Genomic DNA, 15,951 nt, shown 5'->3' on the forward strand with positions numbered 1-15,951 from the left:
GAACTACCCTTCCGTTTTGGCGCGGATAATCGTCAGGTCATCAAGCATCCAATGATCGCCGTGCCGCGAAACGTCTAGCAAGCCTCGATAGGAAACCGCTTGCCTATGTAAGTGCCCCCAATGACCTCCGCTCACACGGGCGGTCCACTTGGCGAGGACCTGATGCTGATTTCTGTCCTCGCCTGGCGCGAAGCGCTCGACATTCAGGTTTGAAATCGCTTCGACGCGAGCCATAGCGCCAGAGGGCAAAGTAACTGACAGACCCCGACGCATTTCTGCTTGAACCTTGTCGCGATTGATTGCTTCGACATATGGCTCCATCGCTGCCACGGCATTGTCATCTCGCACCTCAAGCATCGTGGTGGCGATGTTGGTCACCAGCCCTTCTACGATTTGGCGCGTCGCGATCTCATCCGGCTCGGGCGCTGTCGATGGGATTTTCAGCGAATATGTGACAATCGCAGCTGCACCGAATGCCCCGGTCAGGCCAAGCAAGATCAGGCGCTGACCGTTTGCACGCTGAAACGAAAAAAAGGCACATATCAAACACAGAAAACCCAAGCCGAACGCAAACGAAGGCACCTGAGCTACACCTGCGACTTTGACAACGACAGGCTCCGTTTTTGGGTTTGTCCAAGTTTTCAGGTGGTTGTTCCAACTTACAACGGGGTCAGTTGCATAAATCTGCGAGGGGACCGCCCCTGCCGGATCAGAGAGGGTGATCGGAATAACATCCAGGCCATCTGGGAAAAGCTCCCATGCCAGATCAACTCGGTTCGGCAAGGTCGCAACCGGATAGGAAAGGACAACACCCAACAGCATCGTCTTTCGGTTTGCCTCCGCTTCATCCGGAAGAACACGCAAACCTTCGGCCCCAACTTTGATACGTGAGACCTGCACAGTTTCCGGTTTCATCGGCTTGCCGTCGACGGCGAGCGGGTTTTTAGTCTTAAAAAAGTCCGAAACGCCAGACTTGATCCTGGTGACATCATCTGTGGTCAGCCGATCAGCGTCTCCAAAGTCCAAATCCGCCCAAGTCTCATAGTCTTTCAAACGCAATATGATCTCGTGCCGAACGACACGTGGTTCCATCGCCAGAAAAGACATCATCGGGGACTTGTGGTGTCGGGTGAGGTTTGGGTTCTCAAATTTGCTAAACCAAGGATCGTCCCAGTCCGGTAGTATTGTCTCAGCCTGAGAAAGGTAACGATAGTCTGTCACCGGAACGCCCATATGCTCGGCCACAACCCCAAGTGAAGCCAAGGGAATCCCGTCTGAACTTAGGGGGGGAATGAACTTGATCCGTTCGGGTTTACCAGCGAACGGAAACTCCATATCGACGTAGACAACATTTTCGCTGCGGGGTCGCGGTCGATACTGTGCGCTCGTTGCTGTTTGCCGGGAAATTCTGGGACGCACATCAATCGTATTCGTTGTGCTGGTAAGTTCCTCTTCGTCTGCCCAGATTCGAAGGTTTCGACCCGTACGCTCGGCCAGAGACGTACCCGAACCATCATCTGGAATGACGAATAAGGGATAGTCGTTCAAATCGACCTCAAGGATAACCCGCACATGATCAGGCTGCACCGAAAGCTCGACAAAGTTCGGTGCGGTTTCTCCGCCGTAGGGGGACACAAGATCAGCAATCGATGGGTTTGCGCCAATCGCGAAACTGGCGAGCGCTGAGCCCACCCAAACCCATGTCTTGCTGCATTCGCCAATCCTAGAAATGAAACGCGACAGCAGCATAGATGCCATTCTGGTCCACATCATAAGCAAACTCCCCACCTGAGCGGTCAGTGGAATAGTCAATTCCATAGAACTGATAGCCAAACCGCAATGACGTGTTCTCCCAGCCTTTCCAGTCAAGCCCAGCCAGAAGCAGGTATTGCAGGTCATCGCCATTCACACCGAAGCCACTCAGTTCAGCGCGGCTGGCGAAACTCCATTTATCGTTGATTTCCATCGCATAGCGGAGCGCGATCATAGGCTCGAACCAATCCTCTGTTCCGCCCAGCGTTACACCGGGTCCAGGACCCGCAATGTAGATTTCTTGTTTTAGCCGGTTCCACTGAACACCAATTGCTACATCTGCTGCATAGCGGCGACCCCAAGCATTGACCCCGTTCGCAAATCGGTAAGCCCCCTGAACGTTTACAAAAGTCTGCCGGACATCAACATCAACGTTTGCATTTCCACTCGGTAAGGTTCCGTCTTCACCGAGCCTTACGTAGTAGACCTCGGAGATGATCCCGAAATCCCCGTTCCAGCCTTCGTAGCGTACGGAAGCTGCGCCTTGCAGCACGTCCAGCACCTCGCTCAGGCTCAAGTCCAAACCGACGCTAGTACCATCAATGGTTGATGTGCCAGTCGTGCTGAGCGGTAGAAAAAGATAGGGCGTGATTGAGTGTCGCCAACCGCCTTCATCATCTTCAGAACGTGCAAGTGACTGGGCGTTTGCCGCGTGGGATATCGCGACAAGCAACCATCCAACACAAACCAAATAGCGAGAAAACACTGAGGTATGCCGCATGGAGATTTCCAATCAGAATTGAAAGAACCGGCGGCGCGTGTTGAAATCGCGCCGGTCGAATTTGACTCTAATCATCGCCCGGATACGGGAAATCTTTGCCTAGCACTTCAGAAGCTTCCTCGTAGATCGGACGCAAAACATCATCTACGTCGTCAACACCACCGAGGGTGAACTCTGAGAACGTTAGAACATCTTGCGGCACACCAGCTTTTTCGGAGAAATTGACCCGATCTTGCATGTCGGGTGCTTGCGCCGGAGCAGCTAATGGCGGTGCCCAAGTTCTTTCTTCGGTTGCGGCCATACGGATGGTTATGTCGTCCTTAGTAACGTTCCAGACCATAAAATCGTCCGCGAGACTGAGCGGCCCGTCATAGGTCGAACGAATGCGCTGGTAGACCGAGTTGACCGTGTCGAAATCGTTGAAGAAGTGGTACGCGACGGCCAGTCTTGGTTGGATGTCGCTCATCACCTTGCCAAAGGCTTCAGGTGCTGTGTGGACTTGGGTTCCGACCAGCAGTGCAGATTCAGGTGTAAACTTCATCTTGGAGACCAGTTCAGGAACGGCGATGAAACACTCGTGGATCGCGAGATCTGCGTTCTTTGCATATTCCTTGAACCATTTGTTCGGATAGGTATCCGAGCTGAACACAAACTTCAGCCCATTCCACTCCAAAGCATAACTGACCGAGCCATCAATCGCGTGGATCGCTGGGAAGGAGCGGATCGTGACACCATTGTTCTCGTAGACCACTTGGTTTTCACCTTTGTAGTCGAACTCGTTGATTTCCAAGCTGTATCCGCGAAAATCAGTATTGCCAGCACGCGCTGCAAGGTCCCAGGTCAACATACGGCGCATATTTTCAAGCGCATAGGCTGTCCCTAACTCTTCCACGGGCCCGCTTGGACCCCAAACCCGCAACGGAACGTTTCTGCCCATCAATGCGCCACCGATGAAAAGGTCATGCAACGCGCCGAAATGGTCAGTATGAAGATGGCCGATAAAGACCTTGTCCAAATAATTGTATGGGATTTGCAGGGAAGAAATTCTCTCTGCCGATCCCGAGCCAATGTCGAACAAGAACTTGTCTCCGTTGCCTAGTTCCACAAGGAAACACGCAGCAGCCTGTGCAGCCCGCGTTGTCGGCATTCCGGTTCCACACGCGATGACCCGCATCTCGTCTTCGGCAAGATCTTCGGTATTGGGGTAGTATACATCGCGCGGGCGATCACGCACCGTCGTCGGTGAAACTTCATCTGTTTCCTGCGCATATGCTGCCGAAGGCGCAACTAAATCGATGACGGCTTCAGTGACCGCTTGTGGAGAAACAGCCCAAGCGCCAAATACTACACCGATTGCGAAGTGCTTGCTAAGACTCCTGTAGTTCATACGTTGGGCCATGTGTCATCCTCCAGTCGCTTAGTAGATTGGCAAGCTGGGAATGCGGAATTTCGCATTCCGGCCCGCTAATTCGGTTATCAGTCTGAGGCTTAGGAAGCATTCACGTAAGTGACTCACGGTGAATATCGGCGTGACTCACGCGCTGATAGCTGCAAAAATAAGAATATGGTGAGGTATTCCAAAGACATCTCGGACAGTGAGAAACGCACTGCCCTTGGCAGGCTACTTGCTGACGCTCATCTAGATGGATCCGATAGACTTCAGGCGTTCCTGACGTACATCGTCGAGGAAGAGCTCGCTGGACGGGGCGATCAAATTCGCAGCAAGACTATCGCTCAAGATGTTTATGACCGCGATACCTCAGAGGGGACCGATCCGGAAAACATCGTTCGCGTCGACGTTCGGCGGCTTCGCCAGTTCTTGGAACTGCATTACGAGGGTATTGGAAAGGATGATCCGGTACGAATGTGTATCGATAGCGGTGGATATAGGCCGCGGTTCGAAAATGCCTCTGAAATCAGTGCATTATCAATCTCAACAAATGCCCAACGCTTTGGACTACCCATAGGGGCGTTTACGATTGGGGCCGTCGTTGGTGCGTTGGTCGCAGTTGGTCTTGCCCAAGATGGACAAGAAACTGCTTCTGCCGAAGTGGGAGGTCTATCTGCAACTGACTCGAACGCGTACTTGCAGCGAGTGGCTATTTACGAAAAGTCCCCAGCCGCATTGCAAGCATTCAATTTGGCGCAACAAGCGCGGACAATGATATTTCCGATCTTCGACCGACAGCGCCAGTTACTGGTTCTGTCCGTGTTCGAAGGCGTGATCGAGATCGACCCAGAGTATTTCGGTGGATATGCTGGTGCAGCACAGGCACTCGCGTCCCTTGCGGTGATAACTCCGCCGTCCGATGCCAAGACCGAATATGCTGATGCCGCCATGAAGCTGGCGAGCCAAGCCGTCAGCCTTGCTCCAGACCAAGCCTGGAGCCAGTCTGCCAAAAGCTGGGCCTTTTTCGCCAATCGCGACTATGACGCCGCTCTGCAACTCAGTAGACGGGCCTCAAAACTTGATCCGAATGATGGAGCAGTCCTCGACTTTCTTGGCGCTGTGGCTTTGTTTTCGGGCGCATTTGAGGAGGCAATCGAGACCGCAGACAGGCTCTCGTTGCTGAATTCCAGCAACCAGAGGTTTGCCAATCGAAACATTTCGGGTGCGACGCACTTTCATCTGGGCGATTATCAAACAACGGTAGAGCGCTTTGAAGAAGCAAAGCAACTTGGCGATCCACTCAGCGCTCCTTCACTAGCTTATGTAACGGCGGCGTTGTCAGCCATGGGGCAAGACAATTCCGCTAAAGCCAAACTGGCTGAACTTGAGCGTGCATGGCCAGAAGCGCCGATAGATGCGATGCTCAAAAGTATCCACAAAGACGTCGAGAACGCAGAAGCCGTGCTACGCGAGTTACGAAAACAAGGCTGGGTAAGCCCAGTACGATAGGGTGATGCACAGCATCTGGTAACGATGCCATGGTCAAAATAGTCTTTGCTGGATCCGGTGCTCAGGTTGAAACTCACACCACCAGTGCGCGGTTTAGGTCGTTATGGGAAAGCCAGATAAGGGACGTTTTTTCAGTTTATGCAAAGCCTGCTTTACTACGTACTACGGTCATTGGGGCATCGTGCAGCATCGATCAAAGTGGGCTCTTTGCGGCCATTTTCCGCAGGTGCTTGAACGTCGGCTTGGCCTTGCGGGATATCTGCTCGACCGAAAACGCTTACTCCGACCTCTCCCCCATCGGGTGCCAAGATCCTATACTGATTCCTTCCTGAGCACCCTGACGGCTAGTGGCCGCCGATGATCTCCAGTTTTGCGAAACTGGATAATAACGTCCATCATCGAGCGGCAGTATTCAAGGATCTTGGAAAAGGTCAGACGATACCAACATTGACCCGAAGCCCCTGCCTAGTCTCGCGAGCAACACTTTAGGCAGGTGCCATTCTGCGTGATGATCGATCAATGTGTTGAGGAAAGACCTGTGGTTCGAGAACTTGGTAAAACGTGCCGCTCTTACGAGGCAATGGTTCCCCTGACGGTTGCACGCCAGACTCCGTTGCGATCCGGCGTGCTAGAAACCCAAAACAGCTGGGCCCGCACGGCAAACTGGCCGCAGTTTTCGCTATTCAACTTTGTCAATTGCGACAAGCTTTTGAAGCTCTTTTTTGACCAATCGCGGAACGAAGATGAATTGACCACGAGACAGATATCGTTCGGACAATAAGTCGAACACTTCACGGGACAGTATGACTGGCAGATAATCCGAATGACTTTTGGCAACAATCTGGTGCTCAGTTTCCAGGTCGGTCACGTCGTAACCGACGGTAAGGCTGCCCTCACGTGCAGGTTCATAACCAAGCAAAGCCAATCGATGATAGAAGGCCGCACGGTATTTCTCTTCTCCTCGCACTGATGCCCTAAACAGTATCTGTCTGCCGTCGGCGACTTCGATGATCTTTTGCAATGTCACATCGGTTGGATCGACTAGTGTCACATTCTCATATGTCCGTGCAATCGAGTTCAGTGTGACCTGATCGATCTCGGATTCGACAATCCCGTTTTCCGAGGCAGTTACAAAGCGGCTCGCTTGTTCTCGATCTCCGACAATGAGGATGCGTTTTTTTTCCCAGTCCTGCGATTTCTCAAATTCCCGGATTCGTCGAACAGCAATCTCGACTCGATATGGCGGAGTGTCATATTCCTCGGGTCCCGGTAGGAACAAATGATCGTCAACGACCGGGAAAAGAATATATTCGCCCGCATCTTTTGCATTGAACTGTTCTAAAACTTTTTCAAATCCGTCTTCTCCATCTTGAGCCGAAAAGCGTCCCCATAATGGCGAATAGTTAGGACGTACAGAAGAAATCGTTGGTCCGAGCGTGGGATCATCCAAAACCAGACTTTTTGCGATCCGGTCGCCGTCGCCGGCAAAGAGAAACGAAAACCCAGGTTTAAAGTCAAAGCGTCCCGTTCCCTCGACAAGGGCGGTCTCCAGTTTTTTGCGAGCCTCTTCCACCTGATCTTTCCAGTTGTTTTTATGGATTTTCCGCCAAAGCAACCGGATTCCGGCAACGCCAAAAGCGTAAATAATAATGTTTGGGAGGTGATACATAAGATGCTGTTTCTTAACCGGTTTCCCAACTAATCCCCATAGATAGTCGAGCGCTTTGGCCAGCCGTTCAGGAAGAAGAAAAAAGCCAGGCAGGATCTCAATCATTTTTTCTCCAACTTCGGGAAAGATCACCAGAACGGAGGCGAAGAATAGAGAAATCCATGCTGCAACCCGCAGCATGAATTTTCCGAAAGAGGTATTGTCGGGAAACCTGTGATTCAGAAACGCCGCAGTGACTTCTGCGCTGATCCGCTCGCCCGCATTGATCTGCTTGGCCAGCCCGATCAGTTTCTTCTTCGAAAGAGGTCTTTCCATGGCTAACCTGCGCAAATACCTAAACTAGCCAAAGTACATGACTATTTAAGGTATTCATACCTTCGAATGCACTAAAATTGACCGAAAACAGCGATTGCAATGAATGCTGCGAGTAGGAACTACACGTCAGAAGCCCTTAGCGACTGAAATTTCTGCGCGCCCCAGTCGAATTCAACAGGCAGCGTCCGGAACGCGCCTACACTTCACCTATTTGGCACTCTCCAAAGCAGTAGTTCGATTTACGGTGCCGGTCCGCTATGGGTTCGGTTCGGTCAGTCGCTTTGCTAAATTTGAACGACTGCTATGCGGACAAACCTGCTGTCCGTTTAGGCCACTCTAAATTTAGCCAAACTAGGGAGATTGGGCCAAAGATCGCTGTTTTCTTCAGCGAGGAGTCTAACCGTCGGTCACTCGACTAAAAGACAAGACCGCTCATGGAATAGTAACGCCAATCTCACTCAATGCTTCACCGGCAGCACTGCTAGGTTGGCTGATACCAAGAATAGTGCTCAGAGTGACGGCGACGTCTACCGTGGAAACAGGGCGGCTAACACGAGCAGGCTTGATACCAGGACCAGCAAAAATGATTGGAACATGTGTGTCGTATCGCCAAGGCGATCCGTGCATTACAGCAATTGGACCATCCTCGAAGAGAAATGAATAAGGCGTTTGCACGACATAAATGTCGCCAGAGCGCGCTGGGTGATAATTTCGCCGGATCTGCTCTTCAAGGGTATGGCCTCGCTGTTCAGCAAGCGGTTCGGTCGGCATCGCAAGCTTAATGCCAGACGCAGCCATCAGGATATTGACGATGCGTCGTTCAATTGCACGCCGGTCGGCGCCTGACGCTTCAATTGCGGCATTGTCCAGATAAACGTAAGGGCGGAAAAAGTACTGTATTGCGGACTCCACTCCAAACTCATCGACGATGACCGAATTCACATCCATCATCAGTGTTTCGGTGGAGTTACGGAATGTCGAAAGCCCGGCTTCGGCCATCTCTTCTGGCGCTTCCGGCATGCCATGATCGGCGGAAAGCACGTAAAGCACATTCGCAAGTCCAACCTCTCGATCCATAAACTCAAAGAAATCTGCCAATGTCTCATCCAAACAACGCACCACTTCTTCATTTTCTAGGCTGGATGGTCCAAAGAAATGGTTGGTTGCGTCAACGCCAGAAAAACTGACGCTTAGGTAGTCTGGCCATTCGTCATCACCAAGCCCCTCCTCTTTGACTACAGTTTTTGCAAAGTCGGCCGTGATCCGATCCCCATGCGGCGACAACAGGACCTGCGTGTAATATAGCCCATCATCCGGGGTTCCATAGAAATGGGGGAAGGTGCGACCGAAAGTGCCAAGGTTCGTTACGAAGGAGCGTTCCTTTCTTTCCATTAGGTACGGTGCGTCTGAACACTCCGGCCACCATTCACTTTCGATCTTAGCATCTGCGGGGCGTTTGGAATTCCAATCGAGAACCCAATCGGGATAAGCGTCATAGTAAAATTTACTTGTTTCAAATGCCCCTGTAGCCGCCGACAGCCACAAAGCTTTTCCAGAATGCCCTGCCATTGCAACCGCCGAACGGTCTTTACCAGATACGGAAAACACTTTTGATCGACCGGCATTGGCTTTCACCAGCTCGTCTCCGAACGTCGTCGCCAACAAGTTAACGGGAGAACGGCCCGAAGTCGCAGCAGCGGCTTGTGTCGGGTCAACTTGATCAACGTTTCCACCGAAGCCTGGAACCGGCAACATCGGGTAGTCCGGATCTTCAATATTGTAACCCAATCGCTCTTCAGCCCTGTTGAACCAGGCATTGCCAATCATTCCATGCTCAGAGGGATGGGCTCCTGTAGCGAGTGTCGCGTGACCAACAATGGTTTCGGTGTTGGCGTGACGATGATGAGCGTCGGTGTACCAGATGCCGCTTTCCATAAGCCTTTTGAAGCCGGCTTCGCCGAAGGCGGCCTCATAACGAGAAATCAAGTCTCCGCGCAGCCCGTCAATTGTGATTTGCACAACGAGTCGGATGTCTTCCGTTGCTCTAGCTGCCGTCGTGGAAATTAAAAAAAGGAGTGTTGAGACTAAAGCAAATGATCGCTGCATTTTTGACCTCATAGAACTACCCAATTCTCTGAATACCAGCATTTGGGTCCATCGCCTACTGAGGGTCACTAAAGAGGCTCTTTTGAACGTCCGCTTTGGGCTCGGTGCGGTCATTCGGGCATTCGGGTAAATACAGTGAATGTCTGCCTTGCGGGACTTTTCCACCATTGGCCAGCTTGCGCCGGAGGGTAGCAGACGGCCCAAACCGGAGCTTCGTCGTCGTGCTTTGCAAACACCGAAATGCGGACAAAGCCCCCATTGCACTTAGGCCTCTGGATGCCCGGTTTCAGCCCAATAGAGTACGTTTGAGTCCGACGCTCGGGGCGGGAAACGGACGTGTCGCTGCGACCGCTCCAAAGTCTCCAGTCACTTCAACAAAGCGGACGTTGGAGCGGTCTGCTGTTGCCGCAATGTTCATGCCGCTATTGAAGAGAAGTTTCGTCAGTTTCCCGCGAAACTCGGCCAGTTTGTCAAATCAAGGAGCGTCTCATTTAGTTTTATGTCCCAAAACATGGCCTTGCTACTCAGCCGCTCAAGGTCTGGCTCTGGTCATCCCGTTTCAATCAAAATGAAAGCCCATTATAGAATCGATTGCCCTGCAGACTTCCAATCAAAAAGAAACTGTTCAATGCCAGCGTCCGTCAGCGAATGTGCGACTAGTTTGCGGATGACGAACGGGGGTATCGTGGCAATGTCTGATCCGGCCAAAGCAGCCTCGGTTATGTGATTGGGGCTTCTGATGGATACTGCAATGATTTCAGTTTCAATGTTATAATTGTTGAAGATGCTCCGGATACCTCTAATGAGGTCGACCCCATCCAGATTGATGTCGTCCAATCTGCCAATGAAAGGCGATATACAGGTTGCACCCGCTTTTGCCGCCAAGAGTGCCTGATTGGCTGAGAAACAGAGTGTGACGTTTGTGCTGATCCCTACCTTTTTTGATGAGCACAGGCCCTGAGGCCATCAAGAGTCAGCAGCAGTTTGACAACAACGTTGTCGGCGATTGCTGCAAGATGCCGCCCCTCTGCAATCATTCCCGCAGTGTCCAGGGCTGCAACTTCTGCCGACACGGGTGTATCTGTCAGGGTGCAAATTTCGGCGACAACTTCTTTGAAATTGCGGTCGGACTTGGCAATCAGGCTTGGGTTGGTGGTGATACCATCTACTAATCCAAAGCCTCTAAGGTCTTTGATCTTGTCTACTTCTGCTGTGCCCACAAAGAACTTCATGAGGTTTCCTCATCGTGAATGGAGTGATTTTGGTTGCACCTGAACTCGCCGAGAGGTGCTACTTTAACGGATGGGCAAATCCAATGCGCAAATTCAGAATGCGTGGCGCATCCCGAATTCGGTGTAATTCTGGTTCAGTGTAAGATCGGCTTTCCGGCTATCACGGATGACACGTTCAACGTTGGGCAGATCGTTCGTTTTCGCGCGTTGCAAGGCGGCTTTCGGATCAAATCCAGGCTTGATCCAACGGTGTTGCAACCGCTTTTCGAGTTCACCCATGTTTGGGCTGACAAAAACCGTCGCAACACAAACATCCGCTAGCATTCTCCACGGGTCGCTATCCATCAAAAGGTCTTTCGCCTCGACAACAACAGTTGGAGTGTCCGGGTGAACCGCAATCGCGTTGGCAATGGTTAGATCCATTTGACGGTCAAAATTGGGGTGAAAAGACTCGTCATGCGCGGATTACAACGCCCTGATTGCGGTGCAAAATCCAACTGCATCGAAGCTCTCTGACGCGCCCCTTCTCGCCAACCAACCTCGCGCTTCAAGTATACGGTTGTCCACATGGTAGCCATCTACAGGCACCAGTGTAGCCAACGAAACCGTCGAGCTCTGTTATGCGCTCAGCAATTGCACAACGGTTTCCGCCAGGGTCGACTTTCCTGATGCAGGGGGGCTGGCGATTGCGGCAATCGTCCGAACCCCAACCTGCCTCCGGGAGGTGATCAAGTCGCACACGCGCCTTGCATCCTGCTCAATCACGCGGCGTCTTCTTTTGGTGGTTCCTTGGCTCCGGTCATAAAGGCCACAGCGTCAGACATCGTGTAATCCTTGGGGTCAATCGTACAGAGTCTTTTGCCCAGCCGGTGCACGTGAATTCGGTCAGCGACCTCGAAGACATGCGGCATGTTGTGACTGATCAGGATGATCGGAATGCCGCGAGCCCGCACATCTTGGATCAGTTCAAGTACTTTGCGGCTCTCTTTCACGCCCAACGCAGCCGTCGGTTCGTCCATGATGATGAACTTGGTCGCAAAGGCCGCTGCGCGCGCAACGGCCACGCCCTGTCGCTGGCCACCGGACAGTGTCTCTACCGCCTGATTGATCGACTGGACGGTCATCAGGCCAAGCTCGGTCAGTTTGTCCCGTGCGAACTTCTCCATGGCGGGGCGGTCGAGCTGACGCATGTACTTGCCCATGAAACCCGGTTTGCGGATCTCTCGCCCCATGAACATGTTGTCCGCAATCGACAGGGCAGGAGACATGGCAAGTTGCTGATAGACGATTTCGATACCCATATTCCGGGCGTCGATTGGAGAGGTAAAGTTTACCTTCTTTCCTTCAATCAGAATCTCGCCTTCATCCGGGATCGTGGCGCCGCAGATTGCCTTTACGATGGAAGACTTGCCCGCGCCGTTGTCCCCGATCACCGCCAGAATTTCTCCTTGCCGCAGTTCAAAATCGGAGTGATCGATGGCGGTCACGTGGCCATAGCGCTTCACGATCCCACGTCCTTGGACGACTGGAGTTGCGTCTGACATTAGCCCGATACCTTTCTGATCCACTGGTCAACGGCGACCGCTGCGATGATGAGAAGACCGATGAGCAGGAAGGTCCACTGCGCATCTGCACCCAACAGCCTCAGCCCAAGGGTGAACACACCGACGATCAGTGCCCCGAACAGCGACCCCAGAATCGAGCCCCGTCCACCGAACAGAGAGATGCCACCGATCACAACCGCTGTGATACTTTCAATGTTGGCCAATTGGCCGGACGTTGGCGAAACAGATCCGATGCGCCCGATCAGAGCCCAACCCGCGAAGGCGCAGATTAGACCAGACAGCATGTAGACGGACATAAGGGTTCTGTGGACGTTGACACCGGACAGCTCGGCGGCCTCGGGGTCATCCCCGACCGCGTAGACATGCCTGCCCCAGGCGGTGTGTTTCAGCGCGTAGGCAAGCACGAAAATCAGGATTAGCATGAACATCACGCCAACAGTGAATGTGGCGCCGCCGATGCTGAACTTGGTGCCAAAGAATTGCAGGAAGGGGGCGTTGGCCTCAATATCCTGACTGCGGATGGTTTCGTTTGCGGAATACAAGAAATTGGTGGCCAGAACGATTTGCCACATGCCCAGCGTCACGATGAACGGGGGCAGTTTAACGCGACTGACAAGCCAGCCGTTGATCGCTCCGATTGCGGTGCCAACGGCGAGGCCGCAAAACACTGCAACGGGCACGGGGATACCATATCGAAAGGTGAACTGCCCCATGATCACGGACGAGAACACCATGATCGCACCGACGCTCAGGTCGATGCCTGCGGTCAGAATGACAAGGCTCTGTGCTGCCGCCACAATGCCGACAATCTGGACCTGCTGCAGGATCAGGGTCATCGCAAATGGCGAGAAAAACTTGGAGCCCAAAAGCAGCCCGAAGATCAGGATTGCACCGACCAGAACGATCAGGGGCACGAAAGATGGGTTGACGTGGAGAAGATGCTGCAACTTCCCTAGAACGCCGCGCCGATGGTCTTCGAACTCTGCAACAGTTTCTGTTCGACTGGCCGCAGTTTCAAATTCCTGGGCATCTTGGTTTGCTTCGGACATCTCTCCCCCTTTTCGTGGATCGCGTTGTCCCACGAGGTCAGCTTACAGGAAGTTTCAGTTTTATGGTGAATGGAATGATGAGGCGCTCAGGTGCGCCTCATCCATAAAGTCTTTGCTTAGCCCCAGCAGAGCTCCAGACCTTCTGCGACTGAAATGGATTCCACCCCATCAACCGGTTGATCGGTGATCAGAGCAACGCCCGTATCGTAGAAGTCCTTGCCAGGAGTGTTTTCTGGCTTCACGCCTTCGTCGGCCCATTTCTTGATAGCTTCAACGCCAAGTGACGCCATCAACAGCGGATATTGTTGGCTGGTGGCCCCGATAACGCCAGCTTCCACATTCTGGACCCCGGGGCAGCCGCCATCGACCGAGACGATCAATACATCATTTTCGCGTCCAATGGATTTGAGCGCCTCGTAGGCACCGGCTGCTGCCGGTTCGTTGATCGTGTGCACAACGTTGATGGACGAGTCCTTGGCCAGCAGGTTCTCCATCGCGCGACGCCCGCCTTCTTCGTTGCCGTCCGTCACGTCACTGCCAACCAGTCGTGCGTCGGTTTCGTCTCCGATGACGTTGGGATCTGCCAATTCCACCCCGAAGCCGTCGAGGAAACCCTGATTGCGCAAGACGTCTACGGTGGGCTGGCTAACGTTCAGATCAAGCGTTGCAATCTTTGCATCCGCGGCTGCATCGCCCATCTTGGCCTTCGCCCACTGTCCAATAAGCAGGCCTGCCTTGTAGTTGTCCGTGGCAAATGTGGCATCGGCAGAGTCAATCGGGCTTAGCGGTGTGTCCAACGCGATCACCAAAAGACCGGCATCCCGCGCTTGCTGAACCGCAGGGACAATCGAGCTTGTGTCGGACGCCGTAAGCAGGATGCCTTTTGCGCCGTCGAGAATGCAGGTTTCAATGGCTTGCACCTGCGTTTCATGGTCGCCGTCCACCTTACCTGCAAACGCCTTAAGGGTCATTCCAAGCTCTTCAGCTTTGGCCGTTGCGCCTTCTTTCATCTTTACAAAGAATGGATTGGTATCTGTCTTAGTGATCAGGCAAACGGTTTCTCCGGCCGCGTGAGCAGACGCCGCAGCCACTGTAAGCGCGGTAGCAGACGCGGCAATCTTGAATAGATTTTTCATGTTGTCCTCCCAGAAAATTGTTGTTGCCCCGCATGGCCCGCCAACGAGGCTCGCCCTCATCCTCCAATGAAGGTCTTATTCAAGAAACTGTGATTCTAGCCTTCCTGTCAATAAATAAATAAAGTTTATTTATTAATTTACCCAGACGTCTTTTCATAAGAAAACAAGGTGTTTATGTTCAGGATTATGGAGAAAGAGGCGCTCAGAACACTGACCGGCGGGGTAAGTCAAAGCGGGGTTCGCGATCACAACGAACGTCTGATTTTGACAGTTTTACAACGACATGGCCCCACCGCAGGCGCCGACGTCGCGCGATTAACGGGCCTTTCTCCTCAGACTGTATCAATCATTCTGCGCAAGCTTGAAAAGGATGCGATTCTTAAGCGTGGAACCCCACTGCGCGGGAAAGTTGGAAAGCCCTCGATCCCAATGGAATTGAACCCGGAAGGTATCTTGTCGGTTGGGATGAAGATCGGGCGGCGTAGCGCCGACCTGCTCTTGATCGACTTTACAGGTACACCACGCCGCCAACTTTCCACGACTTATGACTATCCGCTACCAGAGGTCATTTTCGGGTTTTTGGAAACTGGTTTGGACACGCTTTTGTCCCACGAGCCTCAGAGGCTTCGTGATCGTGTTTGTGGGATCGGGATCGGGACCCCATTCGAACTTTGGAAATGGCACGATCTGTCTGGGCTTGCCGCAAAAAAATTTCGGTCCTGGAGAAACGTGAACTTCTTTTCCGAGGTTGCCAAGTTCAGCGATCTGCCGGTTTTTGTGGTCAACGACGCAACAGCCGCATGTCACGCAGAACATCTGTATGGGCGTGGGGCAGAATACCGGGACTACTTCTACTTCTTTATTGGCTCAATGATCGGCGGCGGTGTTGCGCTGAACGGCACCGTGTTCGAAGGCAACCAAGGCAATGCCGGTGCATTGGGTGCCATGCGCACGACCGGTCCTTTGGGTGAAAGCCAGCAACTGATCGACACGGCGTCGCTGTTTTTGCTCGAGGACCGATTGATCGAAGCGGGTGTCGACCCGGGGATTCTATGGGAGAAGCCGCAAGATTGGAGCAGCATTTCTCGCTATGTCGAGCCGTGGATTGGCACCACAGCGCAAGAATTGGCCAAGGCTGCTCTTTCAATCTGTGCTGTCATCGACTTCGAGGCCATTTTTATCGATGGCGCGTTCCCGCCTGAGGTTCGGGAAGAACTGGTGTCTAGGGTTCGCCGTTACTTAGTCAACCAAGACAAACGCGGCTTGATTCCTCCGGTCGTTGAGGCCGCTGCGGTTGGGGAAAACGCTCGCGGCATCGGGGCGGCTAGCAGCCCAATTTTCCGCCAGTTTCTATTGAATACCAATGCTGGGCTTTCTGGAATGTAGCCGAAGTGAGCCTCCCCATTTGAACTGGTCCACCGCTATGTTTAGGAAACGGAGGACCAAG

At 52.9% G+C, this 15,951-nt stretch carries 11 protein-coding genes and 1 pseudogene; 2 read left to right on the forward strand and 10 right to left on the reverse strand.

The window, feature by feature from the left end; genetic code table 11:
- Positions 1-3 precede the first annotated feature (3 nt).
- The 3 genes from GOV90_RS16095 to gntH form a co-directional block, all read right to left on the reverse strand.
- Positions 4-1,773, reverse strand: a complete 1,770-nt coding sequence (locus GOV90_RS16095) for a hypothetical protein (RefSeq protein WP_171093889.1) — start codon at positions 1,771-1,773, stop codon at positions 4-6.
- Positions 1,724-2,533, reverse strand: coding sequence for a hypothetical protein (locus GOV90_RS16100; RefSeq protein ID WP_171093891.1), 810 nt, complete (start codon positions 2,531-2,533; stop codon positions 1,724-1,726). Before GOV90_RS16100 ends, GOV90_RS16095 begins: the two co-directional genes overlap by 50 nt.
- Positions 2,534-2,600: 67 nt before the next feature.
- Entirely contained in the window at positions 2,601-3,932 is a 1,332-nt protein-coding gene (gene gntH / locus GOV90_RS16105; RefSeq protein WP_171105476.1) for a guanitoxin biosynthesis MBL fold metallo-hydrolase GntH, read from the reverse strand.
- A 108-nt stretch (positions 3,933-4,040) separates the two neighbouring features.
- Between gntH and GOV90_RS16110 the strand changes: the two genes are divergently transcribed.
- Complete coding sequence (locus tag GOV90_RS16110; RefSeq protein WP_171172871.1) at positions 4,041-5,432, forward strand: tetratricopeptide repeat protein; 1,392 nt, start codon at positions 4,041-4,043, stop codon at positions 5,430-5,432.
- A 679-nt stretch (positions 5,433-6,111) separates the two neighbouring features.
- Here the strand turns inward: GOV90_RS16110 and GOV90_RS16115 are convergent.
- From GOV90_RS16115 to GOV90_RS16145, 7 genes and pseudogenes are all read right to left on the reverse strand, one after another.
- On the reverse strand, positions 6,112-7,416 hold the full coding sequence (locus GOV90_RS16115; RefSeq protein WP_171093897.1) for a hypothetical protein: 1,305 nt from the start codon (positions 7,414-7,416) through the stop codon (positions 6,112-6,114).
- A 432-nt stretch (positions 7,417-7,848) separates the two neighbouring features.
- Positions 7,849-9,564: an alkaline phosphatase family protein gene (locus GOV90_RS16120; protein ID WP_171093899.1), complete on the reverse strand. Its 1,716-nt coding sequence runs from the start codon at positions 9,562-9,564 to the stop codon at positions 7,849-7,851.
- Between the two features lie 537 nt (positions 9,565-10,101).
- Positions 10,102-10,754: pseudogene (gene fsa / locus GOV90_RS16125) on the reverse strand (fructose-6-phosphate aldolase).
- Positions 10,755-10,847: 93 nt separating this feature from the next.
- Complete coding sequence (locus GOV90_RS16130; RefSeq protein WP_171093901.1) at positions 10,848-11,177, reverse strand: hypothetical protein; 330 nt, start codon at positions 11,175-11,177, stop codon at positions 10,848-10,850.
- A gap of 338 nt (positions 11,178-11,515) precedes the next feature.
- Positions 11,516-12,298 (reverse strand): ATP-binding cassette domain-containing protein, encoded by a 783-nt coding sequence (locus GOV90_RS16135; protein ID WP_171093903.1) that lies wholly within the window; start codon positions 12,296-12,298, stop codon positions 11,516-11,518.
- Entirely contained in the window at positions 12,298-13,368 is a 1,071-nt protein-coding gene (locus GOV90_RS16140) for an ABC transporter permease (RefSeq protein WP_171093905.1), read from the reverse strand. The genes GOV90_RS16135 and GOV90_RS16140 overlap by 1 nt, the downstream gene beginning before the upstream one ends.
- Positions 13,369-13,484: 116 nt before the next feature.
- Positions 13,485-14,504 carry a sugar ABC transporter substrate-binding protein gene (locus GOV90_RS16145; protein ID WP_171093906.1) on the reverse strand — a complete coding sequence of 340 codons (1,020 nt, stop codon included), beginning with the start codon at positions 14,502-14,504 and terminating at the stop codon, positions 13,485-13,487.
- A 186-nt stretch (positions 14,505-14,690) separates the two neighbouring features.
- Here GOV90_RS16145 and GOV90_RS16150 point away from each other — a divergent pair, with 186 nt between their 5' ends.
- Positions 14,691-15,890, forward strand: coding sequence for an ROK family transcriptional regulator (locus GOV90_RS16150; protein WP_171093939.1), 1,200 nt, complete (start codon positions 14,691-14,693; stop codon positions 15,888-15,890).
- Positions 15,891-15,951 lie beyond the last annotated feature (61 nt).

Origin of the sequence: Ruegeria sp. HKCCA5929, assembly GCF_013034525.1 — a bacterium.
Classification (GTDB): domain Bacteria; phylum Pseudomonadota; class Alphaproteobacteria; order Rhodobacterales; family Rhodobacteraceae; genus Ruegeria.